Consider the following 20,893-nt stretch of genomic DNA (forward strand, 5'->3'; position numbering starts at 1 on the left):
GTGATCCTTGGTGTTGGCACAGATCTTGCGAATATCGAACGCATTCAGGGCACGCTTGACCGGTTCGGTGACCGGTTCCGCAATCGTGTCTTCACCGAGACTGAACAGGCGAAAGCCGAGCGCCGGCGCGACACCGCAGGTACCTATGCTAAACGCTGGGCCGCGAAAGAAGCGTGCTCCAAGGCGCTGGGCACCGGGTTGGCCATGGGTATCGCCTGGAAGGATATGTCTGTTACCAATCTGCGTACTGGCCAGCCGGTGATGCATGTCACGGGATGGGCAGCGGACCGGCTGAAAGAGATGACGCCCGATGGGCATGAGGCGATCATCCATGTCACGCTGACGGACGACCACCCCTGGGCACAGGCCTTCGTGGTGATCGAAGCCCGCCCGCTTCAAGAACGCGCCGCGCAGCCTTGACTTGCCCCCGTCGGCCCCGCATGTAGCACCCCAACAACCAAAGGACCGGAGAGCAGTATGGCCGAGGACGTCAAAACCGGAAATCCCGTGTGGGAGACGATCAAAACCATCGTCTACGCCCTACTGATCGCAGGTGTTTTCCGTACCTTGTTCTTTCAGCCGTTTTGGATTCCGTCCGGTTCGATGAAACAGACCCTGCTGATCGGGGATTTCCTGTTCGTCAACAAGATGGCCTATGGCTATTCCTATGCCTCGTGCCCCAGCCTGATTATCCCCAGCGTTGGCCTGAACATCGACGCCGAAGATGTTTGTGGCTGGATGCAAAGCGATGACAACAGCCGTATCCTGGGCGGCGATCCCGAACGCGGCGACGTCATTGTTTTCCGTCATCCGGTCACCGGTCGCGACTATATCAAGCGACTGATCGGCCTGCCGGGTGACCGCATTCAGGTCCGCGAAGGGCAGATCATCCTGAACGGCACTCTGGTGCCGCAACAGCCTGATGGCGTCTTTACCGAAACCGCCGAACCGCAGGGTCCACAACGTCTGCGTCCACGCTGCGAGAACGGTCCCGTCGGCATTGGCGGCGTCTGCGAAAAGACCCGTCTGATCGAAACCCTGCCCAATGGCGTTTCATACGATGTGCTCAACATCGGCAATCAGGGATCGGACAACACCGGTATCTATACCGTACCCGAAGGGCATTATTTCTTCATGGGTGACAATCGCGACAATTCCAGCGATAGCCGCCTGCCGCAATCCGCCGGGGGCGTCGGGTATGTGCCCTACGACAACCTGATCGGTCGCGCTGATCGGATCATGTTCTCTTCTGCGGGCCGGTCGATGCTGTTCTTCTGGACCTGGCGCGGTGACCGCTTCTTTAAGGCGGTCAATTGAAGCTGTCAGCCGAGATAAAAGCGTTTCAGCGGCGATTGGGGTATGAGTTTGGCAACCCCGAACTACTGGTGCGTGCGCTGACCCATGGGTCGGTTTCGTCGTCGACCCGTCCCGACAACCAGCGGCTGGAGTTTCTGGGCGATCGCGTATTAGGGCTGGTCATGGCGACGGCTCTGTTGGAGGCCGATAAAAAGGCATCCGAAGGCCAGCTTGCCCCACGTTTCAATGCGCTGGTCCGCAAAGAGGCTTGCGCCGATGTGGCCCGACAGATCGACTTGGGTGCGGTGCTGAAACTTGGCCGGTCCGAGATGCTGTCTGGTGGCCGCCGGAAACAAGCCCTGCTGGGCGACGCGATGGAGGCCGTTATCGCCGCGATCTACCGCGATGCGGGGTTCGAAGCTGCGCGTGACGTGATCCTGGCGCTTTGGGGTGATCGTGTTCACACGGTCGAAGCGGATGCGCGCGACGCTAAAACCTCGCTACAGGAATGGGCGCAGGCGCGGGGGCAGAAGCCCCCGTCATATGTCGAGATTAAGCGCAGCGGCCCGGATCATGCTCCTGTCTTCACCATCGCAGCTCGCCTGCAGGACGGAACCGAGGCACAAGCAACGGCAGGTTCAAAACGTCAGGCGGAGCAGGCCGCGGCCAAGGCGCTGTTGGACGAATTGCCAAAGTAGCGCGCAATCAAGGGCGAGGGGGCTGAGTGTCGAATTGGCTACGCCAATCCTAACCCTGAACTACCCGAATATACCCGGTCAGCCCGGTCTTTTGATGCTCGATCACGTGGCAATGAAAGGCCCAATCGCCGGGGTTGTCGGCGACTAAGGCGATCTCTACCATTTCGTCCTTCAGCAGCAGCATCGTGTCGGTCAGCAATGGCGGCAATGCGCGAAGGTTAGATTTCAGCGGCACAAAGACCAGCCCGTGCAGGTGGATCGGATGCAGGTTCGGAGACTCGTTCCGCAATCGCAATACATAGCTTTTGCCCTGTTCCAACGTTGCCAGCGGACCAACCCCTTGCGCCGCATCTCCCGGCCATGGTGTTCGGTTGATCGACCAGAAATTGTATCCCAAAGAGCCACAGAACCCGTTGTTCGGTTCTCCGCCCTCGGGTGTCCAGCCAAAGACAAATTCGTGCAGTTCCGCATTGGCAAGATCAGGTTTCACTGCAGGGTTTGCCGGCAGGGGGCGCAATTCGCGCAGATCGCGTGAAACAGACGAACCGATCGCGCGCAATCGGGTCATGGAACGATGCGGTTGACCAGGGAACTTGGCCATCAGATCAACGGATTGACCTTCGCTCAGCGGCATCTTCACCGCGAAATCCACCCGTTGACCGGGGCCGATCAGTAATGGGTCATCCGCGCTGGGCATCGGAACTTCAACTTCGACCGGGTGGCCATCCCAGGCAATGATCCGGGCCTCGGCGCCATCCAGATGCACTTTGTAGATGCGGGTTGTGTCAGTATTGACGACGCGCAGGCGCACAAGGCTGCCTGCAGTGTGATCATAGACCGGAGCGTTCAGCCAATTTGCTGTCTGCACATTGCCGAAGGTTCCCGCCCGTGCAGCCCCACGCGCGGTATAGGCAGGCAGGAAAGATCCGTCATCATCCAGGCGGAAATCACGCAGATTGACCACTTGCTCGCTGTCAAGGCCGGGATCTTCTGCCTCGGCGATCACCATCACTCCGGTCAGGCCATGGGCCATCTGCTCCATCGTCATGCAATGGGGGTGATACCAATAGGTGCCCGCGTCCGGAGGGGTGAATTCATAGTCAAACACCTCATCCTGTCCAATCGGCATTTGGGTCAGATAGGGCACCCCGTCCATTGCGTTTGGAATCCGTAGCCCATGCCAGTGCATCGCCGTGTAGTCGGGCAGGGTGTTGCGCACCGGCAGGCGCATCGCCTCACCCTGTTTGCCATACAAAACCGGAGGCGGCGCGTCGGGCGACAGGCTGACCATACCGGTGGTGACCTGATCACGCAGGGCAAAGCTGGCGGGTTGGATAACCAGTTCCTGCGTGCCCGCAGCCAGATCAATGCCACCCAGCCCCAGAGCGCCAGTGGCAGCGCCACTGCCCAAAAGAAACGCGCGACGGTTCATATCAGCCTCCTGAATCGAGGGAAGGCCTGGCTGTTATTGGCGTGGCGTGAACTGGTCTTGCCATGCCGTCCGCATGGCTGCAATGCGACAAATCCCTCTGGCCCGCGGGGCCTTTCTGCTATAGGGGTGCGCACTTGCAAACAGGATCGCATCGCACATGACCACACGCGCCGGATTTATCGCACTGATCGGAGAGCCCAATGCAGGCAAATCCACCCTTTTGAACCGCATGGTTGGGGCTAAGGTCTCAATCGTGACGCATAAGGTGCAGACCACCCGTGCGCGCATTCGCGGCGTCGCGATGGAGGGCGACGCGCAGCTGGTGTTCGTTGACACGCCCGGCTTGTTCAAACCGCGTCGCCGTCTGGATCGCGCTATGGTCGCTGCCGCCTGGGGCGGGGCTGCGGATGCCGATGTTGTCGTGCTGATGATCGAGGCGCATCGAGGCATCACCGAAGGTGTCGAGCGTATCCTCGAAGGTCTGGAAGAGATCGGACAAGGCCGCACCATCGCACTAGCGATCAACAAGATCGACAAGGTGCCATCCGAGAAACTGCTGGCCCTAACCAGCGATCTGAACGAGCGTTATCCTTTTGCCGAAACCTTCATGATCTCGGCCGAGCGGGGCTATGGTGTGGAAGACCTACGCAAATGGCTGGCTGCAGAATTGCCCGAAGGGCCGTGGCTGTATCCCGAAGACCAGATCGCCGATCTGCCGATGCGCATGATCGCGGCTGAGATGACGCGCGAGAAACTGACCCTGCGCCTGCATCAGGAATTGCCCTACCAGTTGACCGTCGAGACCGAGAACTGGGAGGAGCGCAAGGACGGGTCCGCCAAGATTGATCAAGTCATCTATGTCATGCGCGACGGCCACAAAGGCATCGTGCTGGGAAAACGCGGCGAGACCATCAAGGCCGTCAGCCAGGCGGCACGGGCTGAGCTGGAAGAGTTCCTGGACCGCAAGGTTCATCTGTTCCTGCAGGTCAAGGTTCGCCCGAACTGGTTGGAAGAATCCGAGCGCTATTCGGAAATGGGACTGGATTTCAAAGACGGCAACGCATGACACGCCTGACGGCTGATTTCTGGGTCCACGCCTATCTGGCGCGGTTGCGGTTTCAGGAGATCCCGGCCTTTGTCGTCGCCCATGGCGACGACACGGCAGGCGCGGTGCTGGTAAAGCTGAACACACTGGACGGGCAAGCCGTGGCCTTCCAACGCAGCTTTGATCTGATGAGTGGCGACCGCAAATGGGTTGAACTCTCCAGCGGTTTGGAAACGGATGTGGACGAGACAATCACCCGCCAACGCAGTTTTGACCCCGATCTCTGGGTGATTGAGGTCGAGGACCGGCAGGGGCGGCACCTGCTGGGCGAAGAAGGGCTCGACTAGCGCTACCAACCAACCGTTTTGGCTTTGACGTCATGCCCGATCGCATTGGGCGTACCGTCGGCATATTCCCGAACTTTGGCTGCAAAGGCCTTAAAATACGGTTGTGACTGAACGTGTGCCAGTGTTTCGGCGTTGTCCCAGCGGCCCCAGTGAAACCGGGACTTACCATCATCGGCGACGGCAACTTGATAGGTGAATTTACCGGCGGCATCAGGATCGGCATCTATGGCCGCAATGAAGGCGCTGGTCGTGGCCTCCCAATCGGCTTCGTCGCCATCGAAGGTATATGTGATGGTGATTCCTCGCATTGCGGCCTCCTGTTTAACATTAATGTTAATTAATGAGTGACGGCGGAGCCTTGTCAAGTCAGTGGTTTTGCAGCGGTCAGTCACAGGCCGCTCAGGACCGGTGTTATTCAACCAGCTCCACACCGGTTCTGCGCAGGACTTCGGCCAATATCGCGCCGTCCTGAACGGGCCCCGGAACATCTCGATCCAAAGCCGTGAACATTTCGACTGCTTGCGAACCCCGACCGCTTATTTCTAGCAGATGTGCGCCTCCGGGGCCAAATTTGAAGCTGTGCACCGAACCGGCAGGGAAATGGACCAGGGTGCCCTCCTTCGCAACTTTGGCTTCTCCGTCGATCGTGAAGTGCACCACGCCTTTCACGACGAAAAAGGTCTCATCCCAAGGGTGCGTATGCGGCGGCGGTCCGTTCCCCTCGTGCCCAAAGTTCAGAGTAATCGCGTAATCACCAATTTGGTCCAGCCGCGCCAGAACGGTGATTTTGTCCCCTAGTACATTCAGGGGCTCAGGGTAGTTGGACGGTGATGTAAAGAATGGTTTTTTCATCTGATACTCCTGAATACATAGCGGATGCCTCCCCTTGAAACTGGTCAAAGGAGCTGGTTTGGCGTTGGGCATTCGCTAATAGTACTAGCATTTTGCACTTGGTTTGGCTGCCGGTGACCAATTCGGCAATTCCTTGCGATGTCTCTGCCTTGCGAATGTGCCGCTGTTGCGATTTTGTGTCCGGACCATTCTTTCAACCCGGAGATCCAATTGGACTGGCGCGATCACGGCATCCTTTTGACTAAACGCCGTCACGGTGAAACAGCGGCGATCATCGAGGTATTTACCGAAGAACATGGTCGGCACGCCGGCGTTGTGCGTGGTGGCACCAGCCGCAAGATCGCGCCGATCCTGCAACCCGGTGCGCAGATTGACGTGTTGTGGCGCGCGCGCCTGGAGGAGCACATCGGTACCTTTCAGGTCGAACCGCTGCGCTCGCGTGCGGCGGCGGCGTTTTCCGGGCGGACAGCGCTGGCTGGGTTGAACGCGGTGGTGGCGCTTTTGTCCTTCTGCCTGCCAGAACGCGAGCCGCACCCGTCCATCTACAAACAGACGGAACAGCTGATGGATTTGCTGGGTCAGGATGAGATCTGGCCGCTGGCCTATCTGCGCTGGGAGCTGGCACTGCTGGAAGAACTGGGCTTCGGGCTTGATTTGTCCGTTTGCGCTGTGACGGGCGCGCGTGAGGGGCTTGTTTATGTCTCACCCAAGTCTGGCCGTGCGGTCAGCGCGGGGGGCGCGGGTGAGTGGGCGGATAAGTTGTTGCCCCTGCCGCCTTGTTTGCGCGGAGAGGGCGCTGCGCCGGACGCTGAGATCGCGGCAGGTCTACAGACAACCGGATATTTTTTGGAACATCGCCTGGCTTCGTCGCTGGGGCACCACCCGCTGCCGGAGGCGCGCGTGCGCTTTGTGGATCAGTTCACTCGGCGGCTTTGAACACCATCTCGTGCCCGTCTTCATTGCGCAGGATCAGCACGTCGCCGGACACTTCGGACTGGGTCATGGTTATCAGGGCGGCGAAATAGAACCCTTCGGCCTCAAGCCCGGCACAGGCGGCGCGGGTCGCGGTCAGGTCTGCGATCTCAAACCACGGATAAGGGGCGTTCAGAGTGCCGCTGTAGCTGTTGCAGGGGGCGTTGCCTGAGATTTTGCCCTCTTCGGGAAACCGCAGCAGAGCGCTGGCTTCGAAAGGATGGCCGTCGATTTCCTGCAGCGCCCAGGTCTGATTGGCCGCACCATAGGCGGCGATGGATTCGTCCTTGTCGCATTGGAACAGGGCCAACAGGGGTAGGGTCAGGATCAGACGGGTCATGTGAAGGTTTTAGCGCAACCGTTGGGTGGACGGAACCGACGTCAGTAAGGGTTCTTGCCACTCATCAGCTCGTCTCGGACCTCCAGACGGGGGCGCCAATTGTACTTGGTGTCTTCCCGCACCCGAGCCCAGGTCAGCGTGCCACCAGCCCGCCACGGGTCCAGGATGATTCCATCATACATCGAATCTCCTTTGGCGCTGATCAGGGCCGAATGGTGGATGATCCGGAACGCTGTCGGCGGTGAGGTGGCCCAATGCAGGTCCAGCGTTCGGAAATTCTCTTGTTGCAGGCGCCGAGTCATGGCCTGTGCCCAATCGTTGCACAGCCCAAATTCGCGAAAGCCGTTGATGACCTTGGCATTGTGAATGATCGCCGAGTCGGTGACGTTCCAGTCCTGCTTCAACTGCTGGGAATAGGAGTAGGCAATCGTGGCGGCTTCTTGCGCCTCGGTCGGGTCGACCTCTGGCCCAAGGGACTGGATGGCCGCTGCTAGATCGTTGATATCGTTTTGGCTGGCGGTCGGCTGTTTAGTGGCGCAGCCGCCCAGGAAGATAGTCGCTAGAACCGCACACAGTGCGAAAAGTCGTCTGGTCATTCTTTGTGCCGTTCTATTTTGAGCGCAAGATGCTCTAACCGGGATTGCAGCCCAGATCAAAGGGGAAGTTCGCCATCAGCGGATCACAACCGGTATTGAACTGAAAAAGACCCGGCACGCAGGCCGGGTCAGTTGGGGAAACGGGAATACCGAAAACGGTCAGCTCAGCAGACGTCGTGCGATGACTTGTGCCTGAATTTCGGCAGCCCCTTCGAAAATATTCAGAATGCGCGCGTCGCACAGAACGCGGCTGATCTTGTATTCCAGCGCAAAGCCGTTGCCGCCATGGATCTGCAAACCGTTATCTGCGGCTGCCCACGCCACGCGTGCGCCCAACAGCTTGGCCATTCCAGCCTCAAGATCGCAGCGCTGGCCATGATCCTTTTCCCAAGCCGAGAAATAGGTCAGCTGCCGCGCGATCATGATCTCAACCGCCATCATCGCCAGCTTGCCAGAGACGCGGGGGAAGTTGATCAGAGATTTGCCGAACTGCTTGCGATCCTGTGCATATTGCATGGCGATATCCAGCGCGCTTTGCGCCACGCCGATGGCGCGGGCAGCGGTCTGGATACGGGCCGACTCGAAGGTTTCCATCAGCTGCTTGAAGCCTTTACCTTCTTCGCCGCCCAGCAGGTTTTCACCCTTCACATGAAAGCCGTCAAAGCCTAGCTCGTATTCTTTCATGCCGCGATATCCCAGAACCTCGATCTCGCCACCGGTCATGCCGGGTGTGGGGAAGGGGTTTTCGTCCGTGCCCGGTGTTTTCTCGGCTAGGAACATGGACAGGCCGCGGTGATCAGCGCTGTCCGGGTTTGTCCGCGCCAAAAGGGTCATCACATGGGTCCGGGCAGCGTGGGTAATCCAGGTCTTGTTACCGGTGATCTTGTAGTCGCCGTTCTCATCCTTGACGGCCCGGGTGCGCAGGCTGCCAAGGTCCGATCCGGTGTTCGGCTCGGTGAATACGGCGGTGGGCAGAATTTCGGCGCTGGCCAGCTTCGGCAGCCAGTTGGCTTTTTGCTCGCCGGTGCCGCCTGCGATAATCAGCTCGGCCGCGATCTCGGACCGGGTGCCCAGCGAGCCGACGCCGATATAGCCGCGCGAAAGCTCCTCGGACACCACGCACATCGAGGCTTTGGACAGGCCGAACCCGCCAAATTCCTCAGGGATGGTCAGGCCGAAAACACCCATCTCGGCCAGTTCCTCGATGATTTCAATCGGGATCAGCTCGTCCTTGAGATGCCAATCATGGGCGTTCGGTTCGACTTTTTCCTGCGCATAGCGGCGGAATTGGTCACGGATCATTTCCAGTTCTTCATCCAGACCTGAGGCGCCGAACATGGTTGAACCGGCCTGATCACCCATCAGGCCAACCAGTTGTGTACGGGCGGCCTGTGTGTTGGCCTGTGCCATCAGCGTCTGTACTTCGGTGCATTGGAACCCGGACAGGGCGTCCCAGCCAAGCCCCATATCTTGCAGACGCACGACCTCACCCTGGTTCATCGGGATGCCACCGGCGACCTGATGCAGGTACTCACCAAAGGCGATCTGATGCAGCAACTGCTCCATCTCACCAAATTTGCCGTCTGCGTCCAGGGCCTCGGCCCAGCGTTGCATTTGTTGCAGTGATTGGTTGTACGTCGCCAGCCACGAAAGGCCATGGGCAGCCGTCTGGTGCGCCTCGATCAGCGCGCCAGAGACGCGGCCGTCATCGGTGACCATCTCACGAACCGATGTGCGGGCGCGTTCGAATACGGTTTCCACCGCAGGCAAGGCCGCGCGGGTTAGCGTCAGAAGGTCCGGCAAAATCGCGGATGTCGTCATCTGGGTCATATCCTGTCCGTCATGGGCCATGAATCACGTCCTTCTCTGGTGTTGTCCGGTCATACCATGCTGCACGTGCAGCGCAACAAAAATACGAAATATGCGGTGAAAAAGTTCGAAAATTACTTGAACGATTTTGCAGTGCAGCGCTCGCCAAGAGTGTTATCAGGGGCGCATGACGTTGTTTTCTTTACTCAGTCCGCAAGATCTGTTGTTTGCCGCTGCCGTCGCCTTTTTGGCGGGCTGGGTCAAAGGCATGGTTGGATTTGCAATGCCAATGATTCTGGTGTCGGGGCTGAGTATGTTCCTGCCGCCCGATCTGGCGATCGCCGGGCTGATCCTGCCAACGCTGGCGACCAATGGCGTCCAGGCGCTGCGAGAGGGCGTGCCTGCGGCCGTGTCCGCGATCAAGCAGTTTCGTATCTTCCTGATGGTCGGTTTTGTGTTCCTGTTGCTGGGCGCGCAGGTTGTCAGCACCGTGCCCGCGTCCACGTTTCTGTTGATGATCGGTTTTCCTGTCACGGTCTTCGCGCTGTTTCAGGTATTGGGAATGCAGTTGACCCTCAGCGAACCATCGGCACGTGTCGAGATGGGCATAGGCGCGATTGCTGGGTTTGTCGGGGGCATGTCCGGTATCTGGGGGCCGCCGACCGTCGCCTATTTGACCGCGCTGAACACGCCAAAGGCAGTGCAGATGCGCGTGCAGGGGGTGATCTATGGATTAGGGGCAGTGGCGCTGATGCTTGCACATTTAGGGTCGGGCATCCTTCGGGCTGAGACGGTGCCTTTCTCGGCTGCTCTGATTGCACCGGCAATGTTCGGGATGTGGGCCGGATTGCAATTGCAGTCGCGCATCGATCAGGCGTTGTTTCGCAAGGTGACGTTGCTGGTTCTGCTAGTCGCAGGAGTGAATTTACTGCGTCGAGGGTTGCTGGGTTAACGGCGCCTGTCCGCAAACCGAAAGGCAAAATACAGTCCTAGCATCAGGAAAAACAGGCCCGAGATATCGCCGATCAGAAAGGCAACATACTCGACCCGCGCACTGCCGAATGCCAGATTGGTTAATCCCGAGACAAGGAAAGACGTTACGATCCCAACACCCATGACGCAGGACCAGCATGGCTTTCTATCGGGTCGCGGAAACAAGTCCCAGCCCGCCCATTTGAACAGATAAAACACGGCCGGGACGGTGGTTACGGCAATGACCATTGCTATTAGTCTGCTTGGCAGAAACACGTCGCTGCCGCCGAGAAAGGCGAAAACCAGAAAGACACCTGGCAAAAGGGCGAAAATCGCCCGCCATCCCAATAGCCATGCCGACAGAACCCGCACCCCATGCGGAAGAAACAAAAGACTGGCCCGACTGGGATATTCCGGAAAAAACACGTTCTGAAGTGGCATCAGAACCTCGAAAGTGAGGTAGGATGCAACGACATAAGCCAAAGAGGCGTAGAACGTGTCAGTAGCCCACCTGCGCACGTTGATCAGCCACCTGCGCGCAGGAATGCGGCATTACCTGGGTGCATGTACGATATACCGGCCCCGGTTGGCGGTACCGCTTTGCGACAAATACCCTTTCTGCACCAGCGATTTCAACGCGCGAAAGAATGTCGGACGCGAAACGCTTTGAACAAGCGTATGTTCGATCAACCCGAAAGTGCGTACTTCGTCATCGGATTTGGACAGTTCTTCGGCGGCATAATAAATATCGCGCTCAACCGGAGACAGCTGTTCCAGACCCAGCGTCCGTTCCATGCTCTGCATCAGTTTACGCAGTTCGGTCAGTTTTGAGATTTCGGTCATGTTCTACCTGTCATTCTACGTGTCGGCTGCCGCTGCTCTGCGACACAATGCGAAATACTGAATTCTTAAACAATTTCAGCATGTCTCATATTGACACTCATCCCCTATAGCCTACACTAGTCGCGTTTTCAGGTTGCTCGACGTGCTGACGTGTGAGTGTGCTCGGGCTACCCAAAGGTCTTTTCACTTTCCGCCCGGTGCGTAAGCGCCGGGCTTATTTCTTACAATGGTCCCAAAATTAGCTCAGGCAGGCATTCCGAGCAACGCATTTGTATGCGGTGTCAGCATTTTGCAACTGTGAGGCGAATAATTTTTCGTGAGTCCCTTTGACAAAAAAAGGGGGGCGATACCGCCCCCTTGTCGCTTTACCCGATTGCAACGGCTTTGATGTCGTCGTCGATGAAGGGCAAGTATTGCTCAAAGTTTTCGGCAAACATTTTCACAAGCTTCTCGGCCTGTTTGTCGAATGCGGCCTGATCGTCCCATGTACGGCGCGGATCCAGCAGAACCTCGGCAACGCCAGGTACGGTCACGGGCACGTCAAAGCCGAAATTGGCATCCTTGCGGAACTCGGCATCACGCAGCGAACCGTCCAGCGCTGCGGTCAGCAGTGCGCGGGTGGCCCTGATCGGCATCCGCGATCCCACGCCATAGGCGCCGCCGGTCCAACCGGTGTTCACCAGCCAGCAGGTCGCGCCATGCTGAGCAATCTTTTCGCGCAGTAGGTTACCGTAAACCTCCGGGCGACGCGGCATGAAAGGTGCGCCGAAGCAGGTTGAAAAGGTCGGCTGAGGCTCGGTGACACCCCGTTCGGTTCCGGCCACCTTTGAGGTGAATCCCGACAGGAAGTGATACATCGCCTGCGCCGGGGTCAGCCGCGCGATAGGAGGCAGAACACCGAACGCATCGCAGGTCAGCATGATGATGTTCTTGGGGTGACCCCCCAGGGCGCTGCTGGATGCGTTCGAGATGTATTCGAGCGGATAGGCGCAGCGCATGTTTGCGGTCAGCGAATCGTCGTCGAAATCCAGTTCCTTGGTTTCGGGGTCGAAAACCATGTTCTCGATGACCGTGCCGAATTTGGTGGTCGTCGCATAGATTTCCGGCTCGGCCTCAGGATTCAGATTAATGGTCTTGGCATAGCAGCCGCCTTCGAAGTTGAAGGTGCCGCGATCCGACCAGCCGTGCTCGTCGTCACCGATCAAGGTACGTTCTGGGTCGGCGGACAGGGTCGTTTTTCCTGTTCCGGACAGGCCAAAGAACACGGCGGTGTCGACGGGGTTGCCGACCGCGTGGTTGGCCGAGCAATGCATCGGCATAACGCCTTTTTCAGGCAGCATGTAGTTAAGCAGGGTGAAGACGGATTTCTTGTTCTCGCCTGCGTATTCTGTGCCACCGATCAGGATCATCTTGCGGTCGAAGTTCAGCGCGATCACTGTCTCGGACTTGCAACCATGCTTTTTTGGGTCGGCCTGGAAGCTGGGGCAGTTGATGATGGTGAAATCTGCAGTGAACTCGTCCAGATCCTCGCGATCCGGGCGGCGCAGCAGGTGGCGGATGAATAGGTTGTGCCAAGCCAGTTCAGTGACCATGCGCACGTTGATCGAATAGGCCAGATCCGCCCCGCCGACGAGATCCTGGACGAAATAGTCGCGACCCTTCATGTGGGCCAGCATATCTTCATAAAGCGCGTCGAACCCTTTCGGGGTCATCTCGGCGTTGTTTTCCCACCAGATGGTGTCAGCGACGCTTTCAGTTTTAACGACGTGTTTGTCCTTGGGCGAGCGACCGGTGAACTTGCCGGTGGTGACCAGAAAGGCCCCGCCATTGCCAAGTGTGCCTTCGCCGCGCTTCAGCGCTTCTTCGATCAGCGCTGGTTCCATGAAGTTGTAATAGACATTGCCCAGACCCTCGATGCCCTGATCTTCGAGGCGGAATTGCGGGTTAACCCGTCCAGATGTCATGTGTGTCTTCTCCTGTGGCGGCACATCGGCAATCGGGCCGGATGCGCTCTTGGGGCAGTGTGCCGGGCAACCCCGGCGGCTGGGCGCGTCTTATCACGGTCATTTGGGGCATGAACAGGACGGTTTGGCGCAGTTAGCGCCACCAAGTTAAAGTTTAGCGCCACCAAGAATTTCCTGATGGAAATCTGGGCAGTAATTTGCGGGTTGCAAGGCATTTTTGCCGCACAGATGCCGCAAGAATGGCATGATTCGCAGTTACGGATTGATTCGGCGCATCAAAACCGCCAACAATGACTTACAAAAAAGCGTATTATTGCGTAGGTGAGCAGGAATAGGGGTGAACCCGATGTCAAAAATTGCACTGGTTGACGACGACAGAAACATTCTGACGTCCGTTTCCATGACACTCGAAGCCGAAGGGTTCGAGGTCGAAACCTATAACGACGGGCAGGCAGCGCTGGACGCTTTCAACAAGAAACTGCCCGACATGGCCGTTCTGGATATAAAGATGCCACGTATGGACGGTATGGATCTGTTGCAACGGCTGCGGCAGAAAACCCAGATGCCGGTGATCTTTCTCACCTCCAAAGATGATGAGATCGACGAGGTTCTGGGCCTGCGTATGGGCGCGGACGACTATGTCAAAAAACCCTTTTCCCAGCGTTTGCTGGTCGAGCGCATCCGCGCGCTGCTGCGTCGGCAAGAGGCGACCACGGGGGATGTGGCCGACGCCAATACGGGTGAGACCAAGGTGATGGAACGTGGCGAACTGCGGATGGACCCCCTGCGCCATGCGGTCAGCTGGAAAGGTTCAGATGTCTCGCTGACCGTGACCGAGTTCTTGCTACTTCAGGCGCTGGCACAACGTCCAGGCTTTGTCAAAAGCCGCGATCAGTTGATGGATGTTGCCTATGACGATCAGGTCTATGTCGACGACCGGACTATCGACAGCCACATCAAGCGCCTGCGCAAGAAAATGCGCACCGCAGATTCTGAGTTTTCGGCCATCGAAACACTGTATGGCATCGGCTACAGATATAACGAAGAATAATCGTGGTCACTGAGAAGGGGTAACCGGGTCTCGTGCGCGATACGGAACAAGCCAGCCAATTGCGCGACGGCGACGTCGTTCTGGGGGATGACTGGGTCATCCCGCAAGATTCGGAGTCAGCCGAGCTTCGGGCGTCGCGCCGACGTCGCAACATGTTCTCGTTGCGGGGGTCGCCCCTCGCACGTCGGATCATCACCTTCAACCTGATTGCCCTTGTGATTCTGGTCACGGGGTTGTTGTATCTTGATGATTCCCGCGAGGAGCAGGTTCAGCAGACCGCGCGTAACCTGATCGGAGACGCGCAGCTTGTCAGCAACGTGTTCGAAGCTCAACTGCGTCAGAACCAATCCGGCACCGCACAGGATGCAGCCGAACTGGACGTCAAGGATACGCTGGCGGGGCTCAGCCTGCCTGACGGCGGCGAGGTCTTTGTTTATGACGCCCAGGGAACACTTATCGGTTGGACACGTGGGGTATCGGCTTCGCCGCAAACATATGCGCTGCTGAAGACCGAAGCCGACGTACAGACCGGAAGCACCTTGATCAGTGACGCGCTGAGCGCCGTGTGGACCGGACTTTCCCGGGTGTTCACCCGCACTGACCCCGATGAGGCACCAACATTGGCACAGCGGGTGCAGGAAATCATTCCGAAGTCGCTGGAAGGGCAGAAGCAGCTCGAAGCGGTGAAAGATGACGCGGGTCAAACGGTCATTGTCGCGGCTGCACCGATCCTGCAGGGCGGGGCACCGGTGGGCGCTGTCGCAATGGCGGGCCCTGCTGGTGAAATAGATGCGCTGGCCCGGCGTGCTCAGGAGCGTATCCTGCAGATGTTCGTCGTGGCTCTGCTCGTGTCCATCGGTCTCAGCCTTGTTCTTGCTTCGATCATTGCCAACCCGCTGGCGGATCTGGCTGCCGCAGCCGAGTCGGGTAAAGACCGGGGGACGGGGGTCAATCCCGGCCGTATCCGTATTCCGGACCTTAGTGCGCGACCGGATGAAATCGGACGCCTCAGCCGTGCACTTCGCGGCATGGTGACGGCGCTTTACAACCGGATTGATGCCAATGAACAATTCGCCGCTGATGTGGCGCATGAGATCAAAAACCCCCTGGCCAGCCTGCAATCCGCTGTGGGAACCCTGCGAGTGGTCAAGCGCGACGATCAGCGCGATAAATTATTGGGTGTGATCGAACATGACGTCCGGCGGTTGGACCGTCTGGTCAGCGATATCTCGAATGCGTCGCGTCTGGATGCCGAACTGGTCAAGGAAGAGGAGCTGCCCTTCGATTTGCTCAAACTGTTGAGCAATATCGGCCAATACCTGGGCGAAGAGGCACGTACGAAAGGCATCGACTATATCACAGACCTGCCATCTCAGCCGATCATCATAAACGGGCTCGAGGCGCGTTTGGCGCAGGTTTTCGTTAACCTGATCACCAACGCAATTTCCTTTTGCGAAGACAGCGATGCCATTCGTGTCTGGGTACGGCACCGCGAAAATCGGGTGTTGATCGTGGTCGAGGATACTGGTCCGGGCATTCCTGAACAGGCGCTGACAAAGATCTTCAAGCGGTTCTATTCGCAACGCCCGGATGAGCATTTTGGCAATAACTCCGGTCTGGGGTTAGCGATCTCGAAGCAGATTGTCGAAGCTCATGGGGGCGTGATCTGGGCAGAGAATATTCGCCCGACCGAAGCGGATATTACCTCGGACCCGCAAGGCGCGCGCTTTGTCGTGGGGCTGCCTGTGTAAGCGCATGGGCGGCCAGACCCTCTTGGACATCCAACAACAGGACCAGGCTATCCTCCACGCAACATGTGTTGCGGTCGAAGGGCAGGGCGTGTTGATCCTGGGGCAGTCTGGGTCGGGCAAATCTGCGCTGGCCTTGCAGATGATGGCGCTGGGCGCAACTTTGGTCGCTGACGACCGGGTTGCCCTGTCCATGCAGGGCGAAGAGGCTGTGGCCGATGCCGCTCTTAACCTGGGCGGGTTGATCGAGGCACGGGGCATCGGCTTGCTTCGTGCACAGGCTGCGGGGGCAACTCCGATCCGCTATGTGGTAGATCTTGATCTAAGCAAACCATCCCGTTTACCTGAGCCTGAAACCGCTGTGGTCTTGAGGCAAACTGTTACCTTGCTTCGGGCGGCAGGTGTCCCCAATTTGGCGGCAGCACTCTTGCAAGTTTTGAAAATGGGACGCGTGGACCCGGAATGGCCCAGCACTTGACCTCTCAACGGCGCATCGTTCTGGTAACCGGCCCCTCGGGCGCGGGGCGTTCCACGGCGATCCGTGTTCTTGAAGATTTGGGTTTTGAAGCCATCGACAACCTGCCTATGGGCTTGCTGATGCGTCTACTGGACGGTCCGCAAAGCGATCGTCCCATGGCGCTGGGCATCGACGCCCGAAACCGCGATTTCTCGACCACCGGGTTTATTGAATTGGCCGTTGGGCTGCGGAGAATGGAGCAGGTCGACCTGACGACGCTTTACCTTGATTGCAGCGATGACGTGTTATTGCGGCGTTTCTCGGAAACCCGGCGCCGGCACCCTGTGGCCACCGATGCTGGCCCGGAAACCGGTGTGCGGCAAGAAAAGGAACTGCTGGCTCCGATCCGTGAAATTGCTGATACGCTGATCGACACCACTCCGCTGAACATCCACCAACTACGCGAAGAGGTCGAGCGCTGGTTTGCCCCCAAGGACGGACGGCATCTGGCCGTGTCGATCGAATCCTTCTCGTATAAGCGCGGCCTGCCGCGCGGGTTGGACATGGTGTTTGATTGCCGGTTTCTGGCCAATCCGTACTGGCGCCCGGAATTACGCGCGGAAGATGGTCGAAACCTTGATGTCGCGCGCTATGTTCAGTCCGATATGAACTACGCACCGTTTTTCAACCGGGTGGTGGACCTGCTGAAACTTTTGCTTCCAACCTTCCGAGCCGAAGGCAAAGCGCACCTATCCGTGGCCTTTGGCTGTACCGGAGGGCAACACAGATCGGTGGCAATGGCCGAAGCGGTTGCAAAGGCCCTTGCAGAGGAGGGGCAGCAAGTGGCAATTAGGCACCGCGAAATGGAACGTCGTTCGTTGAATGTGAGGCCGGATTGATCGGGATCGTACTCGTAGCGCATGGTGGGTTGGCCAAGGAATATCTGGCCGCAATGCAGCATGTGGTCGGAAAGCAGCCCGGCTTGATCGCAATTTCGATCGAGGCTGATCATGACCGTACGGCAAAGCAGGCGGAAATCTGTGAGGCCGCCGACAGTGTCGATGTCGGGGACGGGGTTGTGGTGGTGACTGATCTGTTTGGGGGCAGCCCGTCGAATCTAAGCCTGCGGGCGTGCGCGCCGCAGGATCGACGTATCCTCTACGGTGCAAATCTGCCTATGTTGATCAAATTGGCCAAAACCCGCCACCTGCCCATTGCGGATGCTGTACGGCAGGCGATGGAGGCTGGACGCAAATATATCAATGCGCAAAACATTACATTAGAAGAAGACCGGACAGATTAAGAATGACCAATCGAAGCCTAAAAATCATTAACGAAAAAGGTTTACATGCCCGCGCCTCGGCCAAGCTGGTTGAGGTGGTCGAGGGCTTCGATGCGCGGGTGGAAGTGTCCAAAGACGGTTTTTCTGCATCGGGTGACAGTATAATGGGCCTTTTGATGTTGGCAGCCTCGCGCGGAACGACTATTGACGTCGAAACGTCCGGACCGGATGCTGAGGCGTTGGCTGATGCGTTGGAAACTTTGGTGAACGACAAGTTCGGGGAAGGTTTCTGACCTTATCCACCACGCGACGAAGAACGGGAAGACCAGGAATTGGCGGAAACGACGCACGAGACCAAGACAGGCCCGGTGATAGATGAGACCGAGGACCAGGGCGAAATCTACGATCGTAGAACCCTGACCTATGCGAACTCGTTCGATGATGTCTGGACGTCGACTGCCATTCGCACCATCGAATGGTGCACTGGCAAGCTGACCATTTTGCGTATGGTCAACAAGTTCGAGAAGAAAAACGAGTATTATCGCGGACAACGGTTCTGGGGCGGCGCACTCAAAACTATGGGCATCACCCTGACGACTCCGCAAGAACAACTTGCACGTATTCCCAAAGAAGGCCCAGTTGTCGTGGTCGCGAACCACCCGCATGGGATGGTCGATGGCATGATCCTGGCTGAACTGATCGGTCAGGTGCGCAGCGACTACCGCATCCTGACCCGATCTGTTCTGACCGGGTTGGACGAGGCAGCAACATCGTTCATGATCCCGGTGCCGTTCCCGCATGATCCCGAAGCGCAGACCAAGATGCTCGAAATGCGCAGCAAGTCGATGGACCACCTGAAAGACGGCGGCGTTGTTGCTCTGTTCCCGTCCGGGGTAGTGATGTCATCGGACGATTGGTTCGGCCCGGCACAAGAGCGAGAATGGAATGTGTTCACTGCGAAGATGATCCGCCGGTCCGGTGCCCGCGTGGTGCCGATCTATTTCCCGGGCAGCAACTCGCGCGCCTATCAGATTGCGAACAAACTGTCTGCGATTCTCCGGCAGGGTCTTTTGCTGCACGAGATCGTGCGGTCGTGCAACAAACCGCAATCTCCGGTCATCGGCGATCCGATCTCGGACGATGACATGCAAATGCTGGAACGCGACCCGCGTGGCTTTATGGCCTGGCTCCGAGAGCACACGATGTCGCTGGGCAAAACGCTCAAACGCTGATCCGCTTTTTCATCTGACCTAAAATACTTCGGGGGTGAGGGGGCCGGCCCCCTCTGCCTTAACGCGTCGGAACGGGAACTTCGCCTCGGTAATCATAAAACCCGCGTTCAGTTTTGCGACCCAACCATCCGGCTTCGACATATTTGGTCAGCAAGGGGCATGGGCGATACTTGGTGTCGGCCAAGCCGTCATGCAGTACGTTCATGATCGCCAGACACGTGTCCAGCCCGATGAAATCGGCCAATTCCAACGGCCCCATCGGATGGTTTGCGCCCAGCTTCATGGATTGGTCGATGGACTGTACGTTCCCTACGCCTTCGTACAGCGTGTAGACTGCTTCGTTGATCATCGGCATCAGAATTCGGTTCACGATGAAGGCGGGAAAGTCCTCGGCGCTGGCAGCGGTTTTGCCCAGGCGATCCACCACGGTTTTGCAGGAGGCGAAGGTCTCTTCGTCCGTGGCAATACCGCGGATCAGCTCGACCAGCTGCATCACAGGTACGGGGTTCATGAAGTGAAAGCCCATGAACCGTTCGGGCCGATCTGTGCGGCTGGCCAGTCGGGTGATCGAAATTGACGACGTGTTCGATGTCAGAATCGTATGCGGCTGCAGATGCGGTTGCAGATCTTCGAAAATCGCCTGCTTGATCGCCTCGCGTTCGGTGGCGGCCTCGATCACCAGATCCGTCTGCCCCAGTTCAGGCAGTGACAGCGTAGTACTAATTCGCTTCAGCGCGGCCTGCATCGCCTCATCTGTGATTTTCCCGCGCGAGGCCTGGCGTGTCATGTTGCCTTCGATTGCGGCTACAGCGGCCTCTAGTGCATCCTGGTTCACGTCAGTCAGCAGAACGTCATACTCCGCCAGGGCCAAGACGTGCGCGATACCATTGCCCATCTGGCCTGCGCCGATCACTCCGACTGATTTTACGTCCATGTTCTGATGCCTCTGTGTCTCGGGGTTGAGGGGACAGTACCGGCAGATCGGTAGGGGCGGCAAGGGGATCGAACCCAACGAATTTGCTTCAAATGCGCACATTAGGAATTTCTCAAGACATGCGGCTGCAAGATGGCAACCGGGTGAAAAATGGGTGAGTGTTATGAGCTATCATCAAACAGGCTCGGCGCGGGCCGAGCATGCCGTATGTCAATACGGCCAGTCGCGTCTTTGGTTTCGGGGACCTGAAAGGTCTTTGGACACGGCTTACATGGCCTGTGTCGGCGGGGATGAGACCTATGGGCGATTTGTTGATCGTCCTTATGCAGCGATTCTCGAAGACAGGCTGGGCCAGCGTTGCCTAAATCTGGGGAGTCTGTTTTGCGGGGTCGAGGCGTTGTGCAGCGACAAGGGTCTTTTCTCGTTACTGAACCAGGCCCAGCTGTGCGTTTTGCAGGCGCCCGGGATTCTGAGTCAGTCGAATCACTTCTATCGGGTTCACCCTCGGCGCAATGATCGGGTACTCGCGCCGTCTCAGGACCTGATTGACCTCTACCCCGAGGTTGATTTTGCCGACGTTCATTTTGTGGGCCATCTGATGCAGTGTTTACAGGCGTATCAGGACGCACGCATTGAGGTTGTGGTTGAAGAGCTACGCCGCAGCTGGGTTCGGCAAATCAGCGATCTGCTGCGCAGGCTGGAAGTACCGGTCCTATTGTTGGGGCTGGAGGTGCTGACCCTAAACGAATGCGAGCACTTGGATGAAAGAACGCCAGTCGTAGTCACACCTGAAATGCTAGAGGCAGTGCGTCCCTTATGCGCGGATTGGGTAAAAACTACGGCCTATGTGTCCGGGCAATCTGATGAGCTTGAGGACATGTTGTTCGGCACATTGCAACAACCGATGGCTGAACACATGATAGGCCCGGCGGCACATAGATCCATTGCAGATGCGTTGATTGGACCAATTCGGAACCTGCATTGAAAAAGGCCCGCCAATGGCGGGCCTTCCAAGATTTTTCG

General features: G+C 57.9%; 25 protein-coding genes. 15 read left to right on the plus strand and 10 right to left on the minus strand.

Going from position 1 to position 20,893, the window contains the following annotated elements; all coding sequences use genetic code 11:
- Genes acpS through rnc form a run of 3 tightly spaced genes read left to right on the plus strand, consistent with a single transcriptional unit; the run spans position 1 to position 1,994 of the window.
- Positions 1 to 420: a holo-ACP synthase gene (acpS, locus tag RUE5091_RS19500; RefSeq protein WP_058283604.1), complete on the plus strand. Its 420-nt coding sequence runs from the start codon at positions 1 to 3 to the stop codon at positions 418 to 420.
- A 57-nt stretch (positions 421 to 477) separates the two neighbouring features.
- Positions 478 to 1,317, plus strand: coding sequence for a signal peptidase I (lepB, locus tag RUE5091_RS19505; protein ID WP_058283605.1), 840 nt, complete (start codon positions 478 to 480; stop codon positions 1,315 to 1,317).
- Positions 1,314 to 1,994, plus strand: coding sequence for a ribonuclease III (rnc, locus tag RUE5091_RS19510; RefSeq protein ID WP_058283606.1), 681 nt, complete (start codon positions 1,314 to 1,316; stop codon positions 1,992 to 1,994). The genes lepB and rnc overlap by 4 nt, the downstream gene beginning before the upstream one ends.
- A gap of 49 nt (positions 1,995 to 2,043) precedes the next feature.
- Here the strand turns inward: rnc and RUE5091_RS19515 are convergent, their stop codons facing one another.
- Positions 2,044 to 3,426: a multicopper oxidase family protein gene (locus RUE5091_RS19515; RefSeq protein ID WP_058283607.1), complete on the minus strand. Its 1,383-nt coding sequence runs from the start codon at positions 3,424 to 3,426 to the stop codon at positions 2,044 to 2,046.
- A 157-nt stretch (positions 3,427 to 3,583) separates the two neighbouring features.
- On the opposite strand from RUE5091_RS19515, the gene era reads away from it, so the two are divergent.
- Together era and RUE5091_RS19525 are read left to right on the plus strand one after the other, a co-directional pair.
- Complete coding sequence (gene era / locus RUE5091_RS19520; RefSeq protein WP_058283608.1) at positions 3,584 to 4,492, plus strand: GTPase Era; 909 nt, start codon at positions 3,584 to 3,586, stop codon at positions 4,490 to 4,492.
- Positions 4,489 to 4,818: a DUF1491 family protein gene (locus RUE5091_RS19525; RefSeq protein ID WP_058283609.1), complete on the plus strand. Its 330-nt coding sequence runs from the start codon at positions 4,489 to 4,491 to the stop codon at positions 4,816 to 4,818. Before era ends, RUE5091_RS19525 begins: the two co-directional genes overlap by 4 nt.
- Positions 4,819 to 4,820: 2 nt before the next feature.
- On the opposite strand, the gene RUE5091_RS19530 is transcribed toward RUE5091_RS19525, so the two are convergent.
- Both RUE5091_RS19530 and RUE5091_RS19535 read right to left on the minus strand, forming a co-directional pair.
- On the minus strand, positions 4,821 to 5,126 hold the full coding sequence (locus RUE5091_RS19530; protein WP_058283610.1) for an NIPSNAP family protein: 306 nt from the start codon (positions 5,124 to 5,126) through the stop codon (positions 4,821 to 4,823).
- Between the two features lie 103 nt (positions 5,127 to 5,229).
- The gene (locus tag RUE5091_RS19535; protein WP_058283611.1) at positions 5,230 to 5,670 is read right to left on the minus strand and encodes a cupin domain-containing protein; all 441 of its coding nucleotides are present in this window, start codon (positions 5,668 to 5,670) and stop codon (positions 5,230 to 5,232) included.
- A gap of 210 nt (positions 5,671 to 5,880) precedes the next feature.
- Here RUE5091_RS19535 and recO point away from each other — a divergent pair, with 210 nt between their 5' ends.
- Positions 5,881 to 6,606 carry a DNA repair protein RecO gene (recO, locus tag RUE5091_RS19540; protein WP_058283647.1) on the plus strand — a complete coding sequence of 242 codons (726 nt, stop codon included), beginning with the start codon at positions 5,881 to 5,883 and terminating at the stop codon, positions 6,604 to 6,606.
- Here recO and RUE5091_RS19545 read toward each other — a convergent pair.
- The 3 genes from RUE5091_RS19545 to RUE5091_RS19555 all read right to left on the minus strand — a co-directional run bounded on the left by RUE5091_RS19545 (position 6,590) and on the right by RUE5091_RS19555 (position 9,429).
- Positions 6,590 to 6,982, minus strand: a complete 393-nt coding sequence (locus RUE5091_RS19545; RefSeq protein ID WP_058283612.1) for an META domain-containing protein — start codon at positions 6,980 to 6,982, stop codon at positions 6,590 to 6,592. The genes recO and RUE5091_RS19545 overlap by 17 nt on opposite strands.
- 41 nt (positions 6,983 to 7,023) lie before the next feature.
- Complete coding sequence (locus tag RUE5091_RS19550; RefSeq protein ID WP_058283613.1) at positions 7,024 to 7,578, minus strand: hypothetical protein; 555 nt, start codon at positions 7,576 to 7,578, stop codon at positions 7,024 to 7,026.
- A gap of 159 nt (positions 7,579 to 7,737) precedes the next feature.
- On the minus strand, positions 7,738 to 9,429 hold the full coding sequence (locus RUE5091_RS19555) for an acyl-CoA dehydrogenase family protein (RefSeq protein WP_058283614.1): 1,692 nt from the start codon (positions 9,427 to 9,429) through the stop codon (positions 7,738 to 7,740).
- A gap of 145 nt (positions 9,430 to 9,574) precedes the next feature.
- On the opposite strand from RUE5091_RS19555, the gene RUE5091_RS19560 reads away from it, so the two are divergent.
- A complete protein-coding gene (locus RUE5091_RS19560) occupies positions 9,575 to 10,339 on the plus strand; it encodes a sulfite exporter TauE/SafE family protein (RefSeq protein ID WP_058283615.1) in 765 nt (254 codons plus the stop codon).
- On the opposite strand, the gene RUE5091_RS19565 is transcribed toward RUE5091_RS19560, so the two are convergent.
- The 3 genes from RUE5091_RS19565 to RUE5091_RS19575 all read right to left on the minus strand — a co-directional run bounded on the left by RUE5091_RS19565 (position 10,336) and on the right by RUE5091_RS19575 (position 13,166).
- Positions 10,336 to 10,878, minus strand: coding sequence for a hypothetical protein (locus tag RUE5091_RS19565; protein ID WP_243470821.1), 543 nt, complete (start codon positions 10,876 to 10,878; stop codon positions 10,336 to 10,338). The genes RUE5091_RS19560 and RUE5091_RS19565 overlap by 4 nt on opposite strands.
- A gap of 33 nt (positions 10,879 to 10,911) precedes the next feature.
- Positions 10,912 to 11,202 carry a hypothetical protein gene (locus tag RUE5091_RS19570; RefSeq protein ID WP_058283616.1) on the minus strand — a complete coding sequence of 97 codons (291 nt, stop codon included), beginning with the start codon at positions 11,200 to 11,202 and terminating at the stop codon, positions 10,912 to 10,914.
- Positions 11,203 to 11,567: 365 nt separating this feature from the next.
- Complete coding sequence (locus RUE5091_RS19575; RefSeq protein WP_058283617.1) at positions 11,568 to 13,166, minus strand: phosphoenolpyruvate carboxykinase; 1,599 nt, start codon at positions 13,164 to 13,166, stop codon at positions 11,568 to 11,570.
- 346 nt (positions 13,167 to 13,512) lie between these two features.
- Between RUE5091_RS19575 and RUE5091_RS19580 the strand changes: the two genes are divergently transcribed.
- From RUE5091_RS19580 to RUE5091_RS19610, 7 genes are read left to right on the plus strand one after another with little or no spacing between them, the layout of a single operon-like run.
- Positions 13,513 to 14,217 (plus strand): response regulator transcription factor, encoded by a 705-nt coding sequence (locus RUE5091_RS19580; protein ID WP_058283618.1) that lies wholly within the window; start codon positions 13,513 to 13,515, stop codon positions 14,215 to 14,217.
- A 32-nt stretch (positions 14,218 to 14,249) separates the two neighbouring features.
- Positions 14,250 to 15,968 carry a sensor histidine kinase gene (locus RUE5091_RS19585; protein ID WP_058283619.1) on the plus strand — a complete coding sequence of 573 codons (1,719 nt, stop codon included), beginning with the start codon at positions 14,250 to 14,252 and terminating at the stop codon, positions 15,966 to 15,968.
- Positions 15,969 to 15,972: 4 nt separating this feature from the next.
- Positions 15,973 to 16,443 carry an HPr kinase/phosphorylase gene (locus RUE5091_RS19590; RefSeq protein ID WP_058283620.1) on the plus strand — a complete coding sequence of 157 codons (471 nt, stop codon included), beginning with the start codon at positions 15,973 to 15,975 and terminating at the stop codon, positions 16,441 to 16,443.
- Entirely contained in the window at positions 16,428 to 17,321 is an 894-nt protein-coding gene (gene rapZ, locus RUE5091_RS19595) for an RNase adapter RapZ (protein WP_058283621.1), read from the plus strand. Before RUE5091_RS19590 ends, rapZ begins: the two co-directional genes overlap by 16 nt.
- The gene (locus RUE5091_RS19600) at positions 17,318 to 17,725 is read left to right on the plus strand and encodes a PTS sugar transporter subunit IIA (protein WP_058283622.1); all 408 of its coding nucleotides are present in this window, start codon (positions 17,318 to 17,320) and stop codon (positions 17,723 to 17,725) included. The genes rapZ and RUE5091_RS19600 overlap by 4 nt, the downstream gene beginning before the upstream one ends.
- Before the next feature lie 2 nt (positions 17,726 to 17,727).
- Positions 17,728 to 17,997: an HPr family phosphocarrier protein gene (locus RUE5091_RS19605; RefSeq protein ID WP_058283623.1), complete on the plus strand. Its 270-nt coding sequence runs from the start codon at positions 17,728 to 17,730 to the stop codon at positions 17,995 to 17,997.
- A 39-nt stretch (positions 17,998 to 18,036) separates the two neighbouring features.
- Positions 18,037 to 18,936, plus strand: a complete 900-nt coding sequence (locus tag RUE5091_RS19610) for a lysophospholipid acyltransferase family protein (RefSeq protein WP_058283624.1) — start codon at positions 18,037 to 18,039, stop codon at positions 18,934 to 18,936.
- Positions 18,937 to 18,994: 58 nt separating this feature from the next.
- On the opposite strand, the gene RUE5091_RS19615 is transcribed toward RUE5091_RS19610, so the two are convergent.
- Positions 18,995 to 19,870 carry a 3-hydroxybutyryl-CoA dehydrogenase gene (locus tag RUE5091_RS19615; protein ID WP_058283625.1) on the minus strand — a complete coding sequence of 292 codons (876 nt, stop codon included), beginning with the start codon at positions 19,868 to 19,870 and terminating at the stop codon, positions 18,995 to 18,997.
- Positions 19,871 to 20,033: 163 nt separating this feature from the next.
- On the opposite strand from RUE5091_RS19615, the gene RUE5091_RS19620 reads away from it, so the two are divergent.
- Positions 20,034 to 20,855: a DUF6473 family protein gene (locus RUE5091_RS19620; protein WP_243470822.1), complete on the plus strand. Its 822-nt coding sequence runs from the start codon at positions 20,034 to 20,036 to the stop codon at positions 20,853 to 20,855.
- Positions 20,856 to 20,893 lie beyond the last annotated feature (38 nt).

The sequence above is a fragment of the Ruegeria denitrificans genome (assembly GCF_001458295.1).
In the GTDB taxonomy this organism is placed as follows: domain Bacteria; phylum Pseudomonadota; class Alphaproteobacteria; order Rhodobacterales; family Rhodobacteraceae; genus Ruegeria; species Ruegeria denitrificans.